A 22,622-nucleotide genomic window follows, 5' to 3' on the forward strand; every position below is an offset into this window, starting at 1 on the left:
GCAGGTTAGAATCAAGCTGTGAGTGCAGTGGGAGCTAGGATGGCAGCCGGGATGCTTCTCCCCTCCTGCTGCACGGTGCCGGACGCCCGGCTGAGCTGGCGGCCAGCTCCTTATCAGCGTACCCGACTAGTTCCCCAGAACAGCAAGATCACGGGGCGGAGTGTAGGTCGGGAACTGAGATAGCGGAACTGTGATGCGCTATTGCCTCTGCAATGGCCCCTTTTCTCACGATAACGGAACTAGGATGCCTTATCTGCTCCCATATGCCCTATCCGCCCCCCGCTGAGGTCTAATAGAGAATCTGAGTTCCTCTATTTAACTCTGTCACCTTTGGAGAAGGCCTTTAGCGAACCTCAGTTCCGCTATTTTTCGTATCCGAAGGTTGGCCGTTCGTTAAGCTGGCTCTTCGGGTCGCTCATCAAGTATATAGCTATACTCAGAGCCGACTTGCACCTACCGGACATCGGACCGCGGATGTTTTCGCACAAGGACGGCCTTCTGTATTTCACAAGGGACTGTTCTGCAGCAGCGTCTCCATGTCAGCACAGCCGCAGGGTTTTCCTTTTTCCCAATCCGGCTTATCTCATTCCTTCCCACTTACCGCATCAACACGGCCTGCTCCTTTATACCCATGCGCCTTACCTTACCGAAAAAGGCCCTTGCTCCCCATGACTCAAGCCAAGGAGGCTTCACTCATGCTCGACCTTATTCTTCGCAATGGACGTGTCATCGACGGCAGCGGGAACCCCTGGTTCCTCGGCGACGTCGGCATCAAGGACGGACGGATCGCCGCTGTCGGCCGGGTGGATCAGGAGGCCCGCAGTGTAGTCGACGTGCACCGCCAGGTGATCGCGCCCGGCTTCATCGACGGCCACTGCCACTCCGACCTGATGCTGCTCGACCATCCGCACAGCGAGATCAAGCTCTCGCAGGGCGTCACCGCCGAGGTCGTCGGCAACTGCGGGCTCGCCCCCGCCCCGCTGGTACCGGAGCGCGCCGAACTGCTGCAGAGCTACGTGCAGCCGGTGCTCGGCCGCACGGATTGGGCCTGGCCGTGGGAGACACTCCCCGGCTACATGGACACCCTCGCCCGCTGCGGCCCGTCCAGCCACGTCGCGACCTATGCCGCCCACGGGGCGCTGCGCATCGCCGTCATGGGCTTCGATAACCGCCCGGCGGCGCCGCACGAGCTCGAGCGCATGAAGCAGCTGCTCGCCGAGGGCATGCAGGCGGGAGCGATCGGCCTGTCGATCGGCCTGCTGTATGCACCCGGCAGCTACACGTCGAAGGAGGAGCTCGCCGAGCTGTGCTCCGTACTGCCGCGCTACGGCGGACTGTTCTCCACGCACATCCGCGGCGAAGGGAGTTCGCTGCTTCCCTCGGTGCGCGAGGTCATCTGGATCGCCGAGAAGGCCGGCGTGCCGCTGCATATCTCGCACCTTAAAGCCGCCGGCCGCCGCAGCTGGGGGCAGGTGCTGGAAGCGGTCGAGGAGATCGAGAACGCGCGGGCCCGCGGGCTTGATGTCACATGCGACGTGTACCCTTACGCCGCCGGCTCCACGACACTGACGACCGTCCTGCCGCCGTGGGTGCTGGAGCGCGGTATTGAGGGGGCGCTCGAAACGTTCCGCGACCCGGCAATGAGAAAGCGCATACGTGAAGAACTGACGGAGGAACAGGAAGACTGGGACAATCTGGTCTGCTCTACCGGCTGGGACAGCGTCGTCATCTCGGCCATGCACACGGAAGCCGGCCGAGCTCTCGAGGGCCGCTCCATCGCTGACATCGCAGCGGCACGGGGCCTCCCTCCGGCCGATGCGATGATGGACCTGCTGCTGGAGGAGGAGGGCCGCATCTCCATCGTCTACTTCCATATGTCCGACGACGACGTGCGGGAAGTGGTGCGGTATGACAAGTCCCTGATCGCCTCCGACAGCCTCACCTGCGAGACGGGCAAGCCGCATCCGAGGCTGTACGGCACCTTCCCCCGCCTGTTCGCCAAGTATGTGCGGGAGGAGCGGGCGCTCTCGCTGGAGCAGGCGGTCCGCAAAGTCACCTCCTTTCCTGTCCAGCGGTTCAAGCTCGGCAAACGCGGGCTGCTCGTCCCCGGATACGCCGCCGATATTACCGTGTTCGACCCCGAGACGATCCAGGACCGGGCAACCTACCAGGACCCCCGGCAGTTTCCCGCCGGCATCTCGCACGTGCTTGTCGGCGGAAGCCCCACGCTTCAGGACGGGGCGCACACCCGCGCGCGGGCCGGCAGTCTGATCCGCGCAGTCTCCTGCTGTTCTCATTAAGTGGGTGCCGCCCCGGCCCATTCTGTGAGCAAGGTCATAAAGATCCAATCTTTAAGCACCCGGCCTTTTAACTCCCTGTACTCTTCGGGTGCCTGATTACTTACGGCTCTAAACGCTTCCGCATTCCGAATTCGTTTGCCGCCTTGATGGCTTATCATCCTAATTTTTTATGAACTGTAGTACCCTGCATGCATTCCCAGGATCTCGTCCAAACCATCCCCCGGAGGTGCTTCACCGTGTCCAAAATCGAACAGCGTCTGCAAGAGCTCGGCATTATGCTGCCGCCATCCCCCGAACCGCGCTTCACTTATATCCCCTGCAGCCGCACCGGAAATCTCATCTATCTCTCCGGCCAGGACTGCCGGATCGACGGCGAACTGATGTACAGCGGCAAGCTCGGCCGGGAGGTCACGATCGAACAAGGGCAGGCCGCAGCTCGCCAAACGATCATCAACTGCCTGGCGGTCATGAAGGGCTACCTTGGCGACCTGGACCGGGTCGAGCGCATCGTGAAGCTGCTCGGCTTCGTCAACTCGGCTCCGGGCTTCGCGGATCAGCCTTACGTTATGAACGGCGCGTCCGACCTGCTCGTGGAAGTGTTCGGCGAGAGGGGCAAGCATGCCCGGTCGGCGATCGGCACCAGCGAGCTGCCTTTTCATACGCCGGTGGAAATCGAAGTCATCGCGGAGATCCGGGACTGACCGCCAAGCGGCCTTATAAAAACCTACCTAAGGAGGACACCGCAATGAATCTGCGTCTTATGCAGCCGCACGAGCTCGCCGAAGCCACCCGGCTCGCCGACAGCATCTTCCGGGACGGGGAGCAATCGTCGATGGGCGAGGCCTTCCCGGATCTGTTCTCGCCCGGCATCAGCCACTCCTACGGCGCCTTCACCGACGAAGGAAAGCTTGCCGCGTTCATGGGACTCGCCCCCGCCGTCGTGCGGGTCGGGCCCGCCCGTCTGCGCATCTTCTCGATGGGGGCCGTCTGCACCCACCAGGAGGCCCGCGGGCAGGGCATCGGCAGCCGACTGCTTGACTTGTGCAAAGCCCACGCGGATGCCGCCGGCGCCGCCCTGATCCTCATCTCGGGCGACCGCTCCCTCTACACCCGGGCCCACTGCTATCCGTACGGGCGCACGGAGCGCTTCGCACTGGATGCTTCAGCCGCCGACCGGCTGAAGCATCGCCCTCGCACAGAAGGCCTCCGCATCAGCGGCCTGGAGCCCGCCGACCTCCCGGCCGTGCACCGGCTGGCGGAAGAGCGAAGCGTCGCCTACGAGCAGAGCGTCACCGACCTGCCCCGGCTGCTCGCCGCCGAGGCTTACGCCGGCTGCTTCAAGCTCGTGCACCGCACGCTGACGGCGCGGAGGGGGGACGGCTCGCTTGCCGCTTACGCGGTCTTCGCCGTGCCCGGCACGGCTGCTGCCGGCCGCAAAGCCCCGTTCGCCGTCGAGTGGGGCGGCGAACCCGAGGCGGTCGCCCTGCTGCTCGCGGAAGCATTGGAGCGCTTCGGCCTCCCTTCGCTCAGCGTCACCGCCGCCTGGCATGAAAGAGCGCTGCTTGCCCTGCTCCGCGAAGCAGGTCTGCCGTCCGAGAGCGGTACGAACGGGGGCACGCTCTACCTGGTGAACGCTCAGCGCCTGCTGGAGCAGGCCGGCCCGTTTTGGGGAGAGACGCCGCTGCCTCCCCTACGCCTGGGAGCTGACGGGCAGTATGTCCTCCCGGGCGAAGGTGGAGCGGAATTGAAGCTCTCCCCGGGCGAGCTGGTCCGGGAGCTGTTCGACCTGGGAGCCGACGGAACGCAGGCCCGCAGCCTGCCGGTTCCGGCGCTGCCGCTCCCGCATGCCAATGGCTTGAACTACATTTGATCTCAACATATCATTATTTTAGAAAGCTGGTACATCGTTACCGGCTTTTTTCTCGTCTTAATTTCTAAACCTCATCGATATTGACTATACCTCCAATTTTACTAATTTTGTAAATTATATTGCAATATTGGTAAATATGTAATATTATACAAATAGTGAAACAACTAGAAATACTTCAAATAAAAGTTTTAGGAGATGAGAAAAATGAAAAAAGCTATCCTGACTCTCACCGCAGTAGCAAGCCTCTTATCGTTTAATTTGTCTACAAGCGGAGTATCTGCAGCGACAGTCCAAAAGATCGAACCTACGAAAATTGAAGCAAGCTCTACTATTTATTCATCTATTACTATGAAAGTAGGAGAGGGAAGAAAAATTGCGGGTGACCGAGTATATATTTCTTCTGCTAATCCAACTTACTGCCTCGGTTTGGATGCCTATGGGAATCTGACTGCTTTTGCGCAAGGATATGGTACGGTAGTTGCTGAATGGAATAGCGGCACAAGAGTTGTTTATTACGTCACCGTAACTCCTTAAGATTATTATCTAAACCATCCGTTCTTGGTTGAGATCCGTAAACCCTTCAAATTGGACAAACTCCCTTGCCAACTTTAGCAAGGGAGTTTGTCCAATTTAGGGCAATAAATTAAGAATACCTAAATGTTACTTTCAAACTGGCCTGGAACCACTAACAAATGATTTTTTGGAAAGCCCCTACTCCTTATACCACACCGGAACCATGCTCTCAAAGTTCCGGTGATCCTCCAGCACGACGCGGATGCGGTCCATCATCGATGGAAGCTGCTCGGGCACTACCTGCAGCGTCCAGGTGATCGTCCCGCCCAGGATCATCGCGGTATACAGCGCGTACAGCGTCCAGAACAGATCCGGCGCCCGTCCACCGAAGTATCCGTGAATCTGTCCCGTGCTGAAGGAGACGGAGACCTCCCGGCTGAAGTAAGCGATCTTCAGAAAATCATGATACGGGTCTCCCCAATCGTACCGGTTGAAGTCAATGACGGCGGCATACCGGCCGCCGGCGATCAGCAGGTTCGACGGATGAAAATCGTCATGCTGAAGTCCGCTCGGACGCCCCTCCATGCAGGGAAGATGCGTCTCTATGAAGGCTTCCACCGCTTCCTCCGCCGGAAGCTTCACCCCGCACTCCCGGTACGCCTGCCACTGGCGGCGGTGCTTGGCCTCGCGGAGCCTGTGCCACGGCTGCATTTCCGCCGGCGCCCCAATCGTATGCAGGAGCCGCAGCTCCCGGCCCGCTTCGACGCCGGCGGCGTACGGAAGCGCCTCCGCAGCGTCGGTCCCCCCGGCATGTTCCAGCACCATGCCGCACGTCTGCTGCTCCGTCAAGGTGAAGAAGGCCACGGGAGCCGGTGTGCGGACGCCGGCGGCGGCAGCCCTGCCCACCACCTCAAACTCCCTGCGCTTCGCCCCCTCTTTTCCGATCTCCGCCGTTCTCACCACATACACCGGCCGGTCCGCCGCATCATATACGATATATTTGCGGTCGGACGAGAAGCCCTTGGTCAGCGGGGTCATCCGCGCGGCCCCCCGAAGCTCCGGCACCTGCTCCAGAATCTGTTCTAAGTTCATCCCGGATCGCCTCCATCCTGCTCGAATTCATTTAACAACGTTTGCTCGCATCCTTGATACCGTCCTGTCCAACCTCCTCAACCCTGCTGCAGCCAAGCGTCAATCAGCCGGAGCAGGCCCGGCCCTCATCTTCCCCAAGCTCCACCAGCCGGGCGGCGGCGACCACCGGAAGCCAGGCCTCCAGATCCGCTTGACGCCTGCCCGTCAGCATGCCGTATTCGTCCACATAGCTCCGGCTCAGACGGCTGCGGACCTGCGTCAGCTGCTCTTGCAGCGCTGCTGGCAGTCCCGGAGGCATCCCTCCATGCTCCAGCAGCAGCCAGGTCCGGGCGGCATCCGCTTCAGGCAGCCCCCGAACTGCCGTCATCCAGTCGATCACGACCGGTTCCGGAGAAGCCAGCAGCACGTTGTCCGGGTGAAAGTCACCGTGGCACAACTGCTCGGCCCCCTCGGGCAGCCCGTCCAGCCGCCGGAAGAGCTCCCCCCTCGTTAACGAAGCCAATCCAGGCGCATGCGAGATCCGCTCCCGGAGTACTTCCTTGAAGGGCCGCAGCCCCTTCCCCTCACAGGCATGAATGCGTGCATGCAGGCCGGCCAGCTGCCTCCCCACCACTTCCGCCGCTTCCGCCTCTTCGAATAAACGGCGGGTCAGCGGCAGGCCTTCCACCCGCTCATAGATGACGCCGGCGCGGCCTTCCACCTTCTCCAAGCCAAATACCCCGGGCACCGGCAGACCGGTATCCGCCACAAGCCGGGCGGTTTCCCACTCCTTCACCGCCCACTCCTTCATAAATGGCTTGTACAGCTTGATCACCCGGCCTTCTTCCCACCGGTAGACCTCAGCAGTCCTTCCTTCCCCGATCCGTTCCCCAAGGACCATCCGTCTTCCCTCCCTCCGATTTTCCAAATTTCGTCCTCCCCATTCTCACCCCCCGCCATGCAAAAAGCAACCGGATTGGGAGCTTCGCTTGAATTCCGCCCTAGGAATCGCTATAACTGACTATAGGCTCTTTTTGCCATTCTGCTTCCTGATCCCACGGAGACGATAATCGAAGCATTCCACTACTGGGCGGCGCAGCCGCCTTGACGATAGGAGTTTCTCTTCATGCCGACCCGAATTCTGATGGCCTGCCTTCTGCTCGCCGTCATTCTCTATGCCGGATACGATACGCTGGTCCCCAAGGCGGACGAGACGTACCGCGACCAGGTGGCGGTGCTGATGTATCACCACGTGCATGACACGGACCACAGCGCAAGCACGGTCAGCACGGCGCTGTTCCGGGAGCAGCTCAGCTACCTGCAGTCGCGCGGATACCACTTCATCTCGCTCACGGACTTCAAGCAGTTCCTCGGCGGCGCGCCGGTGCCGGACAAGGCGGTGCTCGTCACCTTCGACGACGGGTACAAAAGCTTCCACGACTTCGCTTATCCCGTCCTCCGGGAGCTGCAGGTGCCGGCCGTGAACTTCATTATTACGAAGGACCTGGATGCGCCGCTGGCCCCGCCGATTCCCGCGTTGTCCCCGGAAGAGATCCGCGCGATGCTGCAGGAAATGCCCGGACTCATCGATATCCAGTGCCACACGAACGCCCTCCACTTCAAAGAAGGCAAAAACGCCGCCCTGACCGCTCCCCTCCCGCTTGAGGGGGGCCGGACGGAGACGGCGGAGCAGCGGGTGCGGCAGGACAGCGAAGCCTGCGCCCACAAGCTCGACGGTCTGTATGGACGTGACGGGGCAGGCGATACGTTCGCCTATCCTTACGGGATTTATTCGCCGCGCACGCAGGAGATCATCTCGGCGGCCGGCTTCAAGTACGCCTTCACCATCATCGGCGAGATGGCGACCCGGTTCAGCGATCCCCTCGCCCTCCCGCGGATCAACGCCGGTAACCCGGGGATTGACCCGCGCAAGCTCGACGTTACCATCCGTCAGCGGGTCGTTCACCCGGCTCCCTGACGATCCTGCCCTTAGGGGCCCGACACTCTCCGGATGGAGCAGGTACGGGCCTCTTCGGCGATCTCGGGAGCGAAGGCGCTCAGCTTGCGTATGAAATAGCAGGCCTCCGGCAGATGATGCTCCAGGAAACGGAGCGTCGTCCGGCTGAGCAGCTGCCTGGCTTTGTACCTCGCGATCACCCCGCGGATAAAATGGTTCATCTCCAGCGCCACCTGTCCGACCTCCGAAGCGAGCAGCTGCTGGCGCGGCATGCCCGGCGGCGTGAAGCGCAGATATCCGCGGATATGATGATTCTGGAGGATGAATCCCTGAAACTTCTCCGCATACTCCCCCGCCTTGGCCAGCACGCCCACCTCGACCGGGTCCGTGACGTTGCGCAGAAGGACGGCATGCCCCAGCTGGTCCTCCAGCCACAGATCCAGCAGCTGCCAGAGCGGCTGGGGATCGGCCCACCGGCCCTCACGGAAGGCGGTCAGCTGTCTCAGGTATTCCTGGTTTTCCCCCAAGGTGCCGTTAAAATAGGTCGGGGTCAAATTGACGATGAGCTCATTGTTGATCCGCAGGTTCTGCAGCCGTCCCTCGAACCGGAAATACCCTTCGGCCACCAGCCAGGCCGCCTCCGCGAATGCCCTCATCTGGGGCGTCTCCGGCCCCAGCGCCGGATCCAGCGTGAGCAGTTCCCTGAGCCGCTGCTCGAAGGCTGCGATATACCAGCGTGCCGCCTCCACCTCACGGACGGCGTCCGGCGACAAAGCATCCCTCACAAAGTAAGCATGATCCTGCAGAATCTCGAGCCAGAACAGATGCTCCTCCCATACGCTCAGCTCCGCTCCACCGTTCATTCCATCTCCTCCTCTTTCTCCCTTACACCTGTACCCCATGTCCATCTTCTCCACTTTATGCCGATCCCCCCGGGAAAAAGAACAAGCAGGCGTCCCGGAACCCCATCTGCCATCTGCCCGCCCTAACTGTATAAGGTTTGTACAACTTCTTCGTTTCGCACCTGCGCCCAGCGGGTATTTTGACTGTAAGATCCTGCGGAATGCATGCCGATCCCCGCAGCCGGTAGGAGGTACATGCCATGCGAAGCAATGTATTCATCTCGGGCGGCGGCGTGGCCGGGCTGACGCTGGCTCTCCTTCTGGCTCGGGAGGGCCTATCCGTCGTCTTGGCGGAGCAGAGCCGCGGCCCCCTCTCCCTCTACAAGGGTGAGCTTCTCCAGCCCAAAAGCCTCGCCATCCTGGACAAGCTGGGCGTTCTGGACGACCTGATCCGGACCGGAAGAAAGGTACATACGATCCACATGAGAGAGCTGGAGGAGGCCCGTCCGTCCCAGGAGAGGCCGGCGGTTGAAGCTGAGATCCGCTTCGAGTACGGCGTGCTCGGGGCCCCTTACAATTACGCGCTGATGGTGCCGCACGAGAAGCTGAAGAGCTGCCTCGAAGAGCATGCCGTGCGAACCGGGCGCGTCAAGCTGCTGCGGCCCGGCCGGTGCACAGGTCTTGTCCAAGGCGTCTGGGGGCTGGCCGAGGAAGCGCTCGTCGAAACGGGCAGCGGCCTTGAGCGGATTGCGGCGGATTATTTTATCGGTGCGGAAGGCCGCACCTCTCCGACCCGGCTGCACATGGGCGTGCGGATGCGGCGAAGCGGGTACAACCACCATTTTCTCACCGTGTCCTTCCCTTCCCCGCCCTCGCTCGACGACTCGCTGATTCTCTCCCGGGGCGGCCGCTTCCTCGGCCTGTTCCCCCTGCCGGAAGGCCAGGTGCGCACCGTGCTGCTCATCAAGCCGGAGGAATATCAGTCGATGCGCAGCGAGGGGCTCGAATCGTTCTACCGCGAATATGTCTCCCTCCTGCCGGAGCTCGGCGGGTATGTGCATCAGATCCGGGAGTGGCGCAAAATTCAGCTCATGATCCCGTTCCGTTCCCACGCGGACCGGTATGTGTCGGGCAATATGGCCATCCTCGGCGATGCGGCCCACAACGTGCACCCCATGGCCGGCGAAGGGATGAACATGGCGATTCAGGATGCCGATGTGCTCGGCTCGCTGCTGGTCTGGCTGAGACGCTGCGGACACCGCTCCCCGGCCGGGCTGACGTGGTACGAGCGGGTCCGCCGGCCGAGAGCAAGCTATATCTCCCGGCTCAGCCATCTGTCCGCCCTGGCTTACGCGTACGAAGCCGGACCGTGGGAGTGGATGCGCACCCGGGTGCTGCAGGCGATCGAACGGTCGCCCTACCTGCATTACAAATATATGCTGAACGTCTCCGGGCTCGGCCTGTGGCCGGATTCCCCGGCGGACCTCATGCGGCAGGCGGGCCTGTGGCCGGACCGCCGTTCCCTCTCGGAGGAGGAGAGGCTGCGCATGCGGTTCAGCGACAAGGACGATTACCCCTGGTTGAATCTTGGAGAGGAGGAAGCCCCATGACCGTGGTGGAGAAGCTGCAGGAATGGAAAACGTTATGGCTCGCCCGCAAGTGGATGAAAAGCAATGCCCGCTTCCTGCCGGCCTGGCATATCTACGTCGGCATCACGGAGCGGTTGTTCGAACGGTTCGAGAAGGGGGCCTTCCCTCCCGTGATTGCCGGGAAGTACGGGCTTGATGCCGAGCTGCTTGCCAAGTGGGTCGATGCGGGCGTCGCCGTCGGCCACCTGAAGCGCTCGAAGGACGGGCGCGTCCATGCCAAGCGGGAGATGCTCGAATACATCGAAGGGGGCAGACACAGCTCGGTCGGGGCGCTGATCCGGGAGATGATGGAGCTGCACATGCCGACGCTGCTGCAGTATCCCCGGCTGCTCGAGGGCAGGCAGCGGCTCGACTTCCATGCGGAGACGCACGGCCCCACCGTCGCCGAGACCTCCTCGCTTCTGGAGAAGCTGGCTTTCCCCAAGATCGCCGGGTGGCTCCGGGAGCATTCGGCCCGCTCCGTGCTCGATATCGGCTGCGGGCATGCCGGCTATCTGATCCGGCTCGGCCGCCGCTTTCGCGATCTGCGGCTGCTCGGCATCGAGACGAACGAAGCCGTAGCGAAGGAGGCGATCCGCAAGGCCCGGGCTGAAGCACTGCCGAATCTGGAGCTCATGCACGCGGATATCGAGCAGTGGTCCGGTCCGTCCGCGCCGGTCGATCTCATCCTGATGAACAACATCCTGCATTACTTCGAGCCCGGCCGCCGCAGGCAGCTGCTGCGCAAAGCACGCCGGCTGCTCAGCGACAACGGCTCGATCGCCCTCGTGACGCCGCTGTACCTCGCGCCGGGCGGGCAGCCGTTCTCGGCGGCGTTCAACTCCTTCATGGCGGCGCACAACAACCTGCACCCGTTCCCGACGGAGCGGGAGCTTGCCGCTTACGCCGAGGAGGAAGGCTACGCCGTCGATACGGTCTCCCCGATCATCCGGGAGGGCAGCTGGTACTTCGTCGGTCTGACGAAGCAGGAGTAACAGGGCGGCAGGCGCTCACCCCGTCCTTCGGACGTCCCAAGCTGCCCCCTCTTTACTAAGCTCGGTTGATAAAAAAGCGGTCCCCACCTGCAGTCTGGCTGTAGGCACGGGGGCCGTTTTTGGGGATGGATGCGAAACTCCCGCGGGTACTGCGCCTGTTAACGCGCCGGCAGGCGGACCGTGCCTATGCGCCGGTACTAGCTTAAGATAGTACTTTGCCATGCCCCCTTTCCCTTATATACTGAACCATGTCAGAAGCAAATGACCGGTTACGGCTCGGCCCTCCTCTGTTTCGCAAACCTCCCTATCCGGACTGTCCACGCAGCTTCCCCCCGCCTCTTCCGGCTCCTCCTCGCTTTAGGCCACCCCCAGCCCTTTCCTTGTCCGCTGCCAAACCGGCCTCCTCCGCAGCCTCAGCCATCGCTTCCCCGCAGTTCTCCTCTCTAACGCGCCGCAGCCCAGGTACCCGGGAGCCCTCCCGGCTGCCTGAGCGCAGGGCAGCGTCCTCCATTCACCCGCGTGGGATAGGCCTCCAGCCTTGTCCAGCCCTTTCTGCCGAACGCGGCTGATTTCCACCCCACTCTCTGCGCATCCCATCCACAGCACACCAAAAAGCCGCAGCCTCCCCTGAAGGAAACTGCGGCTCTTTATATCGCGCCCGCCTTAGCGGTTGTCCACTTTCTCCGGATAGAGATCGTGGTTCAGCAGGCGGTGTTCGGCCATGGCCTCGTACTTGGTGCCCGGGCGGCCGTAGTTGCAGTACGGGTCGATGGAGATTCCGCCGCGCGGCGTGAACTTGCCCCAGACCTCGATATACTTCGGATCCATGAGCTTGATGAGGTCGTTCATGATGATGTTCATGCAGTCCTCATGGAAATCCCCGTGATTGCGGAACGAGAACAGGTACAGCTTCAGCGACTTGCTCTCCACCATCTTCTGGTCCGGGATGTACGAAATATAGATGGTCGCGAAATCCGGCTGCCCCGTGATTGGGCACAGGCTCGTGAATTCCGGACAGTTGAATTTGACAAAATAGTCGCGGTACGGATGCTTGTTATCGAACGATTCCAGCATCTCCGGCGCGTAGTTCATCGGGTATTTGGTGCGTTCGCTGCCGAGCAGCGTCAGGTCGAGCTCGTCTTCTTTTCTTCCGGCCATGAGATAGGCTCCCTTCTTTCTTGCTTCCCTCTCATTATACCGGAAAGCCCGGGGGGCCGTAAACGGCCGGCGGCGCGGAAGCTTCATCCAGCCTCTTCTTGAGGCGCATGGCGGGTGAAGAGGCTGCGGACTTCATCGAGCAGCGCGAACAGCGCTTTGCCCGACAGCATTCCCACGAGCAAATGGGGCAGAAGGTAGAGCAGGCCCTCCAGCTGGAAGCTCATGGCCTGCATCACCGACAGGATGACCGCGGGGACCATCGCCGCGAGCAGCACCAGCATGCCCGCCAAGCCTGTCAGCAGCAGGGGAAGCCGCAGCCACCGGCCTGCCGGAAGCGGCAGCATCAGCAGGAGCCCCAAGGCAGCCGCGGCTGCGCCGCCCGGAGTCAAGATCGCCCGGTAAAAGCCGGCTATATCCTCTACACCGAACAGGTCAAACCATCCCGCGAGGAACAGGATCGAGTCCGGCAGATACAGGCCTCCGAGACAGGCAGAGCACAATCCCGCCAGAAGCACGCGCCCGCCGGATCGCCGGGCGGTCTCCCGGCTCCATGGCTTCATCAGGTATGTCATGCAGCAGTCCTCCTATTCGTCCGTCTGCCTGCTATTCTTGCCGGGCCTCCCGCCCCGCAAACCCGTCATCCGTGATAACGAAGCGGCCCGCTTCCTCCTTCACAAGCAGGGTTCCCTCCCGCTCCTCCCGCGTACCGGTGGAATCGGTCAGCGTGCCGCGTGCCGCGAACTCCCATGTCCCGTCCGGCCGCTGCCGCCCTTCATCCGCCGCATAGGATTCCCACCACGGGCTGGAGCTGCCGGTCCGCCAGCCGGCCGCTTCCATGTCGGCCCGGCGTTCGCGCTGCAGCTCCGCCGACAGCACGGCATACTGCTTCGCCCCGTTGCGTTCCCGGATGCCGTCAAGGTACCGACGGGCCGCCTCCTGGGCCGTCGGAGCCGCCAGTGCTTCTTCGAGCAGCGCGATCCGCTGCCGCTGCACCTCATCGTCCGGCCGGTTGACGCTGACGGCCCGGTGCTCCGCATCCCACATCACCTGCGCATCGAGCGCTTCGGCGAGTGCCCGCAGATTTACCCTAACGCTGCCGTCCTCGAGCCGGGCCATCGCTTCGCCCGGCAGCCGCTCAACCCCGACATGCACCTGCACCGAACTGTCCGCCAGCACGGACGGCGCGAAGAACATGCTGCAGGCTGCGAGGGGAGCCAAGACTTTTTTGTTCATATCCCTCATTCCTCCGAATCCCTCTCTCATTCCACTGCATTGGACGGCGGCATCCGGAAGAAAGTTGCAGACCTGTCGACACCAAAAAGACCGGAGCCCCCAAGGAGACTCCGGTCCGACCCGCTCAAGCTTATGACGTCTGCGTCTGCGGTACGGCAGGTGCTGCCGCAAAGCGGCTGGCCGGACGGGCCAGGCCGAGGTTCTCCCGCAGGGTCGCCCCCTCGTATTCGGTGCGGAACAGGCCGCGCCGCTGCAGCTCGGGAATGACAAGCTCGACGAAGTCGTCCAGCCCGCCCGGCAGGGTCGGCGGCATGATGTTGAAGCCGTCCGCCGCCCCGTTCACGAACCACTCTTCGAGCTGATCGGCGATCTCCGCCGGGGTTCCGAGGATCTCACGGTGCCCCCTTGCGCCCGCGATCCGCTGGTACAGCCCGCGGATCGTGAGTCCCTCGCGGTCCGCGAGATCCTTCAGCAGCTGGAAGCGGCTCTTGCCCCCGTTGATGTCCCGGATGTCCGGCAGCTCCGGCAGCGGGCCGTCCACCGGATACGGCGTCAGGTCGTACGAGATCAGCGCGGAGAGCAGGCCTACGCCGGCAGTCGGATGGATGAGCTCCTTCAGCTGCTCCGCCTTCGCCTCCGCTTCCGCCCGGGTGCGGCCGATGATCGGGAATACGCCCGGCATGATCTTCAGCTCGTCAGGCGTACGGCCGTACTGCAGCATCCGGCCCTTGACGTTCGAGTAGAACTTCTGCGCCTCCTCAAGCGTCTGCCATGCGGTAAAGATCACCTCCGCCGTCTCGGCGGCAAGCTCCTTGCCCGCTTCCGAGGAGCCGGCTTGAATCACGACCGGATGGCCCTGCGGCGGGCGCGCGATGTTGAGGGGCCCTTTGACGGAGAACGCTTCGCCCTTGTGGTTCACATAATGCACCTTGTCTTTGTCCGCAAAGAGGCCGGATTCCTTGTCGATGAGCAGCGCACCGTCCTCCCAGCTGTCCCATAGGGCGCGCACTACATCCACGAACTCCCGGGCGCGCTCATACCGCTTCTCGTGCAGCAGGTGCGAATCCCGGCTGAAGTTGTGGGCTTCGTTCTCTCCGCTGGAGGTCACGACATTCCAGGCCGCCCGGCCGCCGCTGAGGTGGTCGAGCGAGGCGAATTTGCGCGCGACATGGAACGGCTCGTTATACGTGGTCGACACCGTAGCGGCCAGACCGATATGCTCGGTCACCGCGGAGAGAGCGGAGAGCAGCGTCAGCGGCTCCGGCCTTGCATTCACCGTATGGGAGATGCCGGTGCCGAACCGATCCCATACGGCGAGGCCGTCCGCGAGGAAGACCATATCGAATTTGCCGCGCTCGGCCGTCTGGGCGAGCTTCTTGTAGAATTTGAAATCGAGCACGCCCTGCGCTTCCGCTTCGGAATGCCTCCAGGCTGCCACGTGGTGGCCCGGAATCATGAAGAACGCACCCAGTTTCATCTGCCGTTGACTTTTACTCATAACCTTCCAGCCCCTTTTTATAAATCTAAAAACCTTACTCTCTCGCCTGCGTCGTCTTCCAGGAGGTGAACCGCTGCTCCAGCTTCACCAGGCCGAAGTTGAACAGGAAGCCGATCGCGGAGATCGTGATGATGCCTGCGTACATCTGCGGAATCATGAAGCTGTACTGCGTGTAGGTGATCAGGTAGCCGAGCCCCGCCTTCGCCCCGATCATCTCGGCGGCTACCAGCACGAGGATCGAGGAAGCCCCCGCCAGCCGGACACCGACGAAGATGGTCGGCACCGCCGCAGGCAGGATCACCTTGCGGAACAGCCGGACATTCGACAGCCCCATGGACTGGGCGGACTTGATCAGCAGCGGATCGACGTGCTTCACGCCGGAGATCGTATTGAGCAGAATCGGCCAGGAGCAGGCATAGATCACGAGCGCGATCTTCGACGCTCCCCGATCCCGAGCAGCAGGATGAACACGGGAAGCAGAGCCAGTGCCGCGGTATTGCGCATCGTCTCCAGCAGCGGATTGATGATCTCCGCGAACCGCTTATACCAGCCGATCGCAATGCCGAGCGGGATCGCATAGAGCAGCGCCAGCGCATAGCCGGTCAGCGAGCGGATCAGGCTGGCCTCCACGTGGCTGTACAGCTCCCCCGATGCGGCAAGTGCCCACCAGGCGCTGACGATCTCCGAGAACGGCGGAAGGAATGTCGTATCGACCAGGCCCAGCCTCGGAAACACTTCCCAGAGTGCCAGAACGGCGATGATCGCGATCCATTTCTGCAGGAACCGGCTGACGGACGACCATTTGAACGCTACCGGCTTGGCGCTTCGGCCGAGCGCGACGGATTCCCCGATACTAGCCATGGAGGGCCACCCCTTTCGCTTTCTGTCCTATTCTGGCTTTGTTCTTCTCGTACTCCTGGGCTCTCAGCACTTCTTCGCGCAGCAGACTCCATACCTCATGCCGCGTACGGATGAACTCCGGGTCGCTCCGCAGGTCCTCTTCACTTGAGCGCGACGCGAGCGGAATGTCCACCACCTGCTTGATTCTTCCCGGGCGGGAGGTCATCACAGCCACCCGCTGGCCAAGATAGACCGCTTCGTCGATGCCGTGCGTGATGAACACAATCGTCTTGCCCGTCTGCTCCCAGATGCGCAGCAGCTCGGTCTGCAGTGTCTCGCGGGTCTGGGCATCGAGAGCGGCGAAGGGCTCATCCATCAGCAGCACCTCGGGATCGTAGGCGAGGCTTCTCGCTATGGCAACCCGCTGCTTCATCCCTCCGGAGAGCTCATGAGGGTACCGGTCCTCAAAGCCCGTAAGCCCCACCAGCGACAGATAGGTGCGGGCGATCTCTTCCCGCTCCTTCTTCGGCACACCCTTGGCCTCGAGGCCGAATTCGATATTGCCTTTGGCGGTCTTCCACGGGAAGAGCGCGTACTGCTGGAACACGATGCCCCGGTCGAGAGCCGGTCCCGTGATCGGACGGCCATCCAGCAGGATCTCACCGGAGGTGGGTTTCGTGAGGCCTCCAAGCAGATCGAGCAGCGTGGATTTGCCGCAGCCGCTTGGACCGACGAGGACCATGAACTCTCCGGTCCGCACCTCGAGATGAATGTCCTGCAGGGCGGTAAATGATTCCGTGCGGTTCACCTGAAATACCTTATTGACCTGGCTGATCCTGATCTTTACGCTCATGATTCCTGCACCTCCCTGAGATTTGCCGGCAGCAGCATCGGCACCGGTCGGCACCATAGCTTCCGTCGGTTATTTCGCTGCTTTTCCTTCCTCGAAGAACGGATTGAACTTGTTCGTGTACAAGTCAGCCGCCTTCAACTGGCCTTCCTTGAGCTGGCCGTCCTTCACGAGCCAGTCGATCCATACCTGGAACTCCTTCTCGGCGATGAGCCCGCCCTTGCCCGCTACGCCCCAGCTCTTCCAATATTTGATGTTGGAGTTGTCCTCGCTGCGGCCCCGGTCCTTGGCGATCTTCTCCATCCGGGCGATGACCTCTTCCCGCGGCGTCGTCCTCGACCACTCGATCGCTTTGGCGACCCCCTCCACGAACTTCTTCGTCGTATTGGGGTTCGTCTTGATGAACTTGTTCGTCATGATGATGCTTCCCGCCGTGAACTCCCCGAAGAGCTCCAGGTCCGTGAACACCGGGCGGATGCCGCCCCTCTCCTTCGCCTTATCCTGGTAGATCCCGCCCAGCGTGCTGACTTCGACCTGCTTCTGGCGCAGCACCTGCTCCCCGTTCGCCGGCGGAATTGCAAGCAGGGTCACCTGCTTGATCTCCTCGTTGGTCAGTCCGGCCCGGTGAAGATACTCCTTCACCATGAACTCGTGGTGGGCGCCGAGCGTATTCATCGCAATCTGCTTGCCGATGAGATCGCGGGGCCCCTTGATCGGGCTGTCCTCCAGCACGTAGTAGCCGTTGTACGTCTTGGCATCTTCGCCGTAGTAACCGAATAGGGCGGTGATCGGCGCCTTGGCGGCAATGAGCTTGACGATCGCCCCGTTGAAGGCGCCGCCGAAGTCGGTGTCCCCGGTCGTTGCCGCCTGAATGCTCTGCGGCCCGCTTGTCGTGTTGCCGATCCACTTCAGCTTGACCGGCGCGAGATAGCCCAGATCTTCGGCAAGCTCCGGCAGGGTGACGGTGCCGGGCGACCCCTGATATCGGAGCTCCAGCACTTCGGGCTCCCCGCCTGCAGCAGCAGCGGCGCCTGCAATGGCCTCCGCGTCCCCAGTTTGTTTGCCGCATCCTGCAAGCGCCAGACTGGCGGCCAGTGTCAGCGCGATGGCTGCATGGGCGCGAATACGGTTAAGACCTCTACGCTTCATCTTTTCTACTCCCCTTCTCTTTCGTACAGACGCAGGTAAAGCAGGATCATCGCACAAAAAAAGGAGACGCACTCCCACCCCGTTCAGGTGTGAATGGTCTCCGGTTTACCGGTAGAATGAACTTCGGTTGTTATATTTCATCTAATTCCCATGTGTTAACTATGAATAGGATCATATCAGGGATATTCCGGGGTGTCAAGGACAAATTGATCCCGCTGCCCCCGCTATTTGACGCTCTCCGGAAGCATTCGATACAATATGAGCACTACAGTACAGGAGGTACCCTGCTCGTGAATGCCGTCATCGAACTGCTCCAAAATCACCGTTCCATCCGCAAATTCAAGCCTGATCCCTTGACCCCGCAGCAGACGGAAGCGATCGTCACCTCGGCGCAGATGGCCTCCACCTCTTCCAACGTGCAGGCCTACACCATCATCGCCGTCACCGATCCCGCCAAAAAGGCGGAGCTTGCCCGTCTGGCCGGCGGCCAGGCCTACGTCGAGCAGTGCGGGCTCTTCCTCGTCTTCTGCGCGGACCAGTACCGGCTGAAGCTCGCCACCGAGCACAACGGGGAAGCGTTCCACCAGAATACCGAGAGCTTCATCGTCGCGACCGTGGATGCGGCGCTGGCCGCGCAGAATGCGGCCGTAGCCGCCGAGTCGCTCGGCTTCGGCATCTGCTATATCGGCGGTATCCGCAACAACCCCGGGGAGGTCAGCTCCCTGCTCGGCCTGCCCGAGCTGGTGTATCCGGTCTTCGGCTTATGCGTCGGCGTGCCCGACCAGGAGCCGGGAATCCGCCCGCGCATGCCGCGCGAAGCGGTCCTGCATCCGGACGCCTACAGCGAGGAGGCGGTCCGGGAGGGAATCCGCGCGTACGATGAGATCACGTACGCCTATTACAAAGAACGGACCGGCGGCCGCACGCTGACCACCTGGTCCAGGGGGATCGCGGACAAGCACAAGCAGCCCGTCCGCGCCCACATCCGTCCCTTCCTGGAAGCCCGGGGCTTCCGGCTGAACTGAGCGGCGGCCTTCCGGGCCCATAGACCAAACAGGACAAAGCCCCATGCCAGCAATGCCATGGGGCTTTGTCCTGTTCGGCCGGATGCCGACCGCCTGCCGGTCCGACCGCCTTCCCCTACCTAGCATAACCAGGCCTGCTGCGGCCGGCTCTCCCAGGGCTATAAGACGAAGCCTCCGCCGTGCCGGACCGCCCTATTCCAAGTCCTGACTCTCACGCCGGACGGTCCTGCCGCTTGCAAGGTCCATCCCACAGCGTACCCTCAGCCCTTGAGACCGCCAAACTTCGCAAGCAGCGCTTCCCCCAGCCAGGCACCGTCGGCCACGAGCCGCCGCTGCAGAGCCTCCGTATTCACCGCGCGCGAGTCGAGTCCTCCCTCTGCGGCCAGGGCCGCCGCCGTACCGGCCGCCTGCCCCATCGCGAAGCAGTTCGGCATGACCCGCAGCGAACCCTGTACGACCCGGTCGCAGGAGGCGGCCCGTCCGGGCACCCACACATTGGAGAGACCCAGAGGAAGCATGCTGCGATACGGCACGCCGTGGGATTCGCCCGGAGGCAGATGGCGTACCTGCATCTTCGAACGGCTGGTGGCCATGTGAATATCGATAAAATAGCTGTTGCGGGCGATATCGTCAGGGAAGCTGCGTCTTTCCATGAAATCGTCCTGCGTCAATACGTAATCTCCGACGATCCGGCGCGTCTCCCGGATTCCGATCTGCTCTCCGGTAGCGACCAGGTGGGCTTCTTCGAAGCCCGGCACGCAGCGCTGCAGGAACTTCAGCTGTACCTCGGCCAGCCGCCGGCCTTCGACCGCGCCCCGGGTCAAGTCCTCTGCCCGGGTCCCGTCGATGCCGAAGATATGTCCGAAATTCACGCCGACCACACTCTCCGTCACCCAGGCAAAGCCGGAGACTTCCCTCCTCCCCGGGGGCAGGTCACCCCGGTCCTGGGCCTGCGATACGGCCTTGGGAATCTGCCATCCGTCCCCGCTCTCCTGCAAGTACGCCCGGAACCGGTTCAGGTTCGCATTCGCGAGGAGATAACACATCGTTCCCGGCTGCAGCTCCCCGTCTTCCCCGCCCTTCTGGAAGGGGGCCCCCGCCAGAGCGGCAATGTCGGCATCTCCTGTAGCATCAATGACCTGGGCGCACCGGACAAAGGATGTGCCGCTTTTGTTATGGATCACCAGTCCCTCGATCCGCTCCCCCGAGGCATCCGTCAGTACCCGGCTTACCCCGGTATGCAGCAGCAGGCGGGCTCCGTTGCCGAGCACCGCTTCATCATACACCCGCTTCAGCACTTCGGCATCGATCGGCACCCAATCGAGCTTCTCCCCGTTCAGCCGGCGGTAGGCCCCGCTTCCCTGCCGCTTCATCGCCTGCAGCAGCTCCAGTCCGATCCCCCGCACCACCGGCTTCTCCTTGTCCGTGAAGGGGCAGAACGCGGGAACCAGCGAGACGGTCCCCATACCGCCCAAGAAGCCCCGCTGCTCGATCAGCAGGGTATCGGCCCCGCTCCGGGCTGCGGCCATCGCGGCGGCAATGCCGCTGGCCCCTCCCCCCACGACAACGACCTCAGCCTCGTGTGACACCTCTGCCTCCAGCGCAGGCAGCACGATGCGTTCTTTTGCAGGCATCCAGCCATCCCCCTTTCTTCCTCTGCTCTCAGTATACCGCCGGGCCCCGCTCCGATCGTCTCCATTTTTTCGATATCCGTCTCATTCCTTCACCGCTCCGCCGGCTCCCTTCCGGCGCTCCGCCGCCCTCAAAGCTTCCCGCACACTCAGCGGGGATAAGGAGGCTGATGCGATGAAAGCCCGTACCGTGGCCTCGTCCGTCTTCGAATATTCCCGGAGTGCCCAGCCGATCGCCTTGCGGATGAAGAATTCTGTCGAGTCGCTGCAATGCCGGATATACCCGAACAGCCGCCCGGTATCCGTCTTCCCTTTATAGCCAAGCTGGTACAAAAGCGCCGTCCGCTGCAGCCAGAGCTGCCCGGAGCGGATCCAGACGTCCACCGTCCCCTCCCTCTCCTCCCGATGGTTCGCGAGAATGCCGCCGACCTGGTGGCTCGCCAGCAGATCGACCGTATCCCACCACGGCTTGGTGAGAATCAGCTCCTTCAACAGGGGAAGCTCGGCCGGGCCTGCCTCCCTCCGCCGCTTCTCGAGCAGTCCCATCGCTGCGTACTGCATCTCGCGTTCCGGCTGGCTCCACAGCACACGAACCGTCTCCCGCAGCCCCTCCGCCCGCGGCCCCCCGTGCATCCGCATCCACTCCCGCATCAGCGCCTTGAGCTCCGGGGAGCGGATCCCAAGGAAAGCGAACTGATGGCGCATATAGGCTTCCATGGGAACCGCCTGCTCCTCGTCGCCGTGAGCACGCAAATAGTCCATCAGCGCCGCCGTATACTCCTGTGCATTCTTGTACGACTTCACGGCCGTCTACCTCCTAAGCATGGATTGCTTCTACTGTACCTGCTGCGCTCCGGCTGAACAAGCCGGTCAAGCTAGGCGGCTCCGCCGTCCTTTAAGGACAATGCGTGCTTATAAGAAATAGGAGTAACAGAAACGAGCTGTACGATTTTTCCTTTCTGAGATTTGGAAAAAAGCCGCTTCCGGGGGTACAATGAAGTGTACGCCTCAGCCGTTTTGCAACCTTATTCCCTCTCATGTCGTCACTTTGTTATAGAGTAAGCTGCCGATGAACTTGCAGGCAGCATAACGAAAGGATCCTGGAACTTATGCCTATCCTGCATCATAGAACGCGCAGACACTGGTCAGCCGCACTGCTGCTCTGCACGATGCTCGCCGCATCCGGCTGCGTGAACCCTGCCGGGCAGTCCACCGCTCCGCCCCCTGTCCCCGGAAGCACAGAACCGGCACAGAAATCACCTTCGGAAGGAACGGCGAAGCCCCCGTCACAGCCCGCAGCGGACCCTGCCGGGAAGACGCCCGGCACAGGCTCTGCAGCCAAGCCGGACACCGGCGCTAAAGATCAGCCCGCCCCTGCGGAGAAACCGCCGGCCGTCCAGGTCGCCGCGGAGCCCGCTTCCATCGCGGTGCTCGTCAACAAAACGAACAAACTGCCGGAGAACTACCGTCCGGCGGATCTCGTAGACCCGAAGATTCCGTTCATCTTCGAGGAGAAGCTCGAGAAGCGCAAGATCCGCAAGGAAGCCGCGGAGCCGCTCGAGAAGCTGTTCGCCGCGGCCGAGAAAGCGGGTCTGCCGCTGTCCGGCGTATCGGCCTACCGTTCGCATGAAACGCAGAAGACACTGTATACCAACTATGTGCTGAAAGACGGCGAAGAAGCCGCAAACAAGTACAGCGCGAAGCCGGGTCACAGCGAGCACGAGACGGGCCTGGCGATCGACGTCACGAGCCGCAGCGGCAAGTGTGCCGCAAGCGACTGCTTCGGGGCGACGAAGGAAGCCGCCTGGCTGGCGTCGCACTCCCACGAGTTCGGCTTCATCATCCGCTATCCGAAGGGCAAGGAATCGATCACGGGCTACCAATACGAGCCGTGGCACCTGCGGTACGTCGGGCAGGAAGCTGCCTCCGCCATTACCAAGGGCGGCCTGACGCTGGAGGAATACCTAAGCGGCGCCGCGCCGGTCTCCAAGCCGTAAGAAAGAGTGGTCAGCCCTGCGCACGCAGCAGCCAAACCAAAGAAGCCTCACCTTCCCATTCAGGG

At 62.2% G+C, this 22,622-nt stretch carries 20 protein-coding genes and 1 pseudogene; 9 read left to right on the forward strand and 12 right to left on the reverse strand.

The features are described 5' to 3' along the window. The first annotated feature begins 695 nt into the window (after positions 1–695). The 4 genes from PM3016_RS32035 to PM3016_RS37705 all read left to right on the forward strand — a co-directional run bounded on the left by PM3016_RS32035 (position 696) and on the right by PM3016_RS37705 (position 4,704). On the forward strand, positions 696–2,300 hold the full coding sequence (locus tag PM3016_RS32035; RefSeq protein ID WP_013920601.1) for an N-acyl-D-amino-acid deacylase family protein: 1,605 nt from the start codon (positions 696–698) through the stop codon (positions 2,298–2,300). Positions 2,301–2,536: 236 nt separating this feature from the next. Next, a complete protein-coding gene (locus PM3016_RS32040) occupies positions 2,537–3,001 on the forward strand; it encodes a RidA family protein (protein ID WP_013920602.1) in 465 nt (154 codons plus the stop codon). 44 nt (positions 3,002–3,045) lie between these two features. Then, complete coding sequence (locus tag PM3016_RS32045) at positions 3,046–4,170, forward strand: GNAT family N-acetyltransferase (protein WP_013920603.1); 1,125 nt, start codon at positions 3,046–3,048, stop codon at positions 4,168–4,170. Between the two features lie 204 nt (positions 4,171–4,374). Further along, a complete protein-coding gene (locus tag PM3016_RS37705; RefSeq protein WP_013920604.1) occupies positions 4,375–4,704 on the forward strand; it encodes a hypothetical protein in 330 nt (109 codons plus the stop codon). Positions 4,705–4,881: 177 nt separating this feature from the next. Here PM3016_RS37705 and PM3016_RS32050 read toward each other — a convergent pair whose 3' ends face one another. Together PM3016_RS32050 and PM3016_RS32055 are read right to left on the reverse strand one after the other, a co-directional pair. After that, entirely contained in the window at positions 4,882–5,775 is an 894-nt protein-coding gene (locus tag PM3016_RS32050; RefSeq protein ID WP_014372249.1) for an aminoglycoside phosphotransferase family protein, read from the reverse strand. A gap of 103 nt (positions 5,776–5,878) precedes the next feature. Beyond that, a complete protein-coding gene (locus PM3016_RS32055) occupies positions 5,879–6,655 on the reverse strand; it encodes a phosphotransferase family protein (protein ID WP_014372250.1) in 777 nt (258 codons plus the stop codon). Positions 6,656–6,880: 225 nt separating this feature from the next. Between PM3016_RS32055 and PM3016_RS32060 the strand changes: the two genes are divergently transcribed. Continuing rightward, positions 6,881–7,732, forward strand: coding sequence for a polysaccharide deacetylase family protein (locus PM3016_RS32060; protein WP_014372251.1), 852 nt, complete (start codon positions 6,881–6,883; stop codon positions 7,730–7,732). Between the two features lie 11 nt (positions 7,733–7,743). Here the strand turns inward: PM3016_RS32060 and PM3016_RS32065 are convergent, their stop codons facing one another. After that, complete coding sequence (locus tag PM3016_RS32065) at positions 7,744–8,574, reverse strand: DUF2935 domain-containing protein (RefSeq protein WP_013920608.1); 831 nt, start codon at positions 8,572–8,574, stop codon at positions 7,744–7,746. A gap of 239 nt (positions 8,575–8,813) precedes the next feature. Here PM3016_RS32065 and PM3016_RS32070 point away from each other — a divergent pair, with 239 nt between their 5' ends. Next, positions 8,814–10,163, forward strand: coding sequence for an FAD-dependent oxidoreductase (locus tag PM3016_RS32070; protein WP_013920611.1), 1,350 nt, complete (start codon positions 8,814–8,816; stop codon positions 10,161–10,163). Continuing rightward, positions 10,160–11,176: a class I SAM-dependent methyltransferase gene (locus PM3016_RS32075; protein ID WP_013920612.1), complete on the forward strand. Its 1,017-nt coding sequence runs from the start codon at positions 10,160–10,162 to the stop codon at positions 11,174–11,176. Before PM3016_RS32070 ends, PM3016_RS32075 begins: the two co-directional genes overlap by 4 nt. A 663-nt stretch (positions 11,177–11,839) precedes the next feature. Here PM3016_RS32075 and queF read toward each other — a convergent pair. The 7 genes and pseudogenes from queF to PM3016_RS32115 form a co-directional block, all read right to left on the reverse strand. Next, entirely contained in the window at positions 11,840–12,334 is a 495-nt protein-coding gene (queF, locus tag PM3016_RS32085; RefSeq protein WP_014372252.1) for a preQ(1) synthase, read from the reverse strand. Between the two features lie 83 nt (positions 12,335–12,417). Then, a complete protein-coding gene (locus PM3016_RS32090) occupies positions 12,418–12,906 on the reverse strand; it encodes a hypothetical protein (protein WP_014372253.1) in 489 nt (162 codons plus the stop codon). Positions 12,907–12,937: 31 nt separating this feature from the next. Further along, positions 12,938–13,567 (reverse strand): stalk domain-containing protein, encoded by a 630-nt coding sequence (locus PM3016_RS32095; protein ID WP_014372254.1) that lies wholly within the window; start codon positions 13,565–13,567, stop codon positions 12,938–12,940. A gap of 130 nt (positions 13,568–13,697) precedes the next feature. Then, complete coding sequence (locus PM3016_RS32100; protein WP_013920616.1) at positions 13,698–15,065, reverse strand: LLM class flavin-dependent oxidoreductase; 1,368 nt, start codon at positions 15,063–15,065, stop codon at positions 13,698–13,700. A 34-nt stretch (positions 15,066–15,099) separates the two neighbouring features. Next, positions 15,100–15,926: pseudogene (locus PM3016_RS32105) on the reverse strand (ABC transporter permease). Next, positions 15,919–16,758 carry an ABC transporter ATP-binding protein gene (locus PM3016_RS32110; RefSeq protein WP_014372255.1) on the reverse strand — a complete coding sequence of 280 codons (840 nt, stop codon included), beginning with the start codon at positions 16,756–16,758 and terminating at the stop codon, positions 15,919–15,921. Before PM3016_RS32110 ends, PM3016_RS32105 begins: the two are co-directional and overlap by 8 nt. Before the next feature lie 69 nt (positions 16,759–16,827). Next, positions 16,828–17,904, reverse strand: a complete 1,077-nt coding sequence (locus PM3016_RS32115) for an ABC transporter substrate-binding protein (protein WP_014372256.1) — start codon at positions 17,902–17,904, stop codon at positions 16,828–16,830. A gap of 290 nt (positions 17,905–18,194) precedes the next feature. On the opposite strand from PM3016_RS32115, the gene nfsA reads away from it, so the two are divergent. After that, positions 18,195–18,929: an oxygen-insensitive NADPH nitroreductase gene (gene nfsA, locus PM3016_RS32120; RefSeq protein ID WP_013920620.1), complete on the forward strand. Its 735-nt coding sequence runs from the start codon at positions 18,195–18,197 to the stop codon at positions 18,927–18,929. A 260-nt stretch (positions 18,930–19,189) separates the two neighbouring features. On the opposite strand, the gene PM3016_RS32125 is transcribed toward nfsA, so the two are convergent. Further along, on the reverse strand, positions 19,190–20,563 hold the full coding sequence (locus PM3016_RS32125) for an FAD-dependent oxidoreductase (protein ID WP_014372257.1): 1,374 nt from the start codon (positions 20,561–20,563) through the stop codon (positions 19,190–19,192). 81 nt (positions 20,564–20,644) lie between these two features. Further along, positions 20,645–21,364: a DNA alkylation repair protein gene (locus PM3016_RS32130; RefSeq protein WP_014372258.1), complete on the reverse strand. Its 720-nt coding sequence runs from the start codon at positions 21,362–21,364 to the stop codon at positions 20,645–20,647. A 305-nt stretch (positions 21,365–21,669) separates the two neighbouring features. Between PM3016_RS32130 and PM3016_RS32135 the strand changes: the two genes are divergently transcribed. Continuing rightward, a complete protein-coding gene (locus PM3016_RS32135) occupies positions 21,670–22,557 on the forward strand; it encodes a M15 family metallopeptidase (RefSeq protein ID WP_014372259.1) in 888 nt (295 codons plus the stop codon). The last annotated feature ends 65 nt before the right edge of the window (positions 22,558–22,622 follow it).

The organism is Paenibacillus mucilaginosus 3016 (assembly GCF_000250655.1).
In the GTDB taxonomy this organism is placed as follows: domain Bacteria; phylum Bacillota; class Bacilli; order Paenibacillales; family NBRC-103111; genus Paenibacillus_G; species Paenibacillus_G mucilaginosus.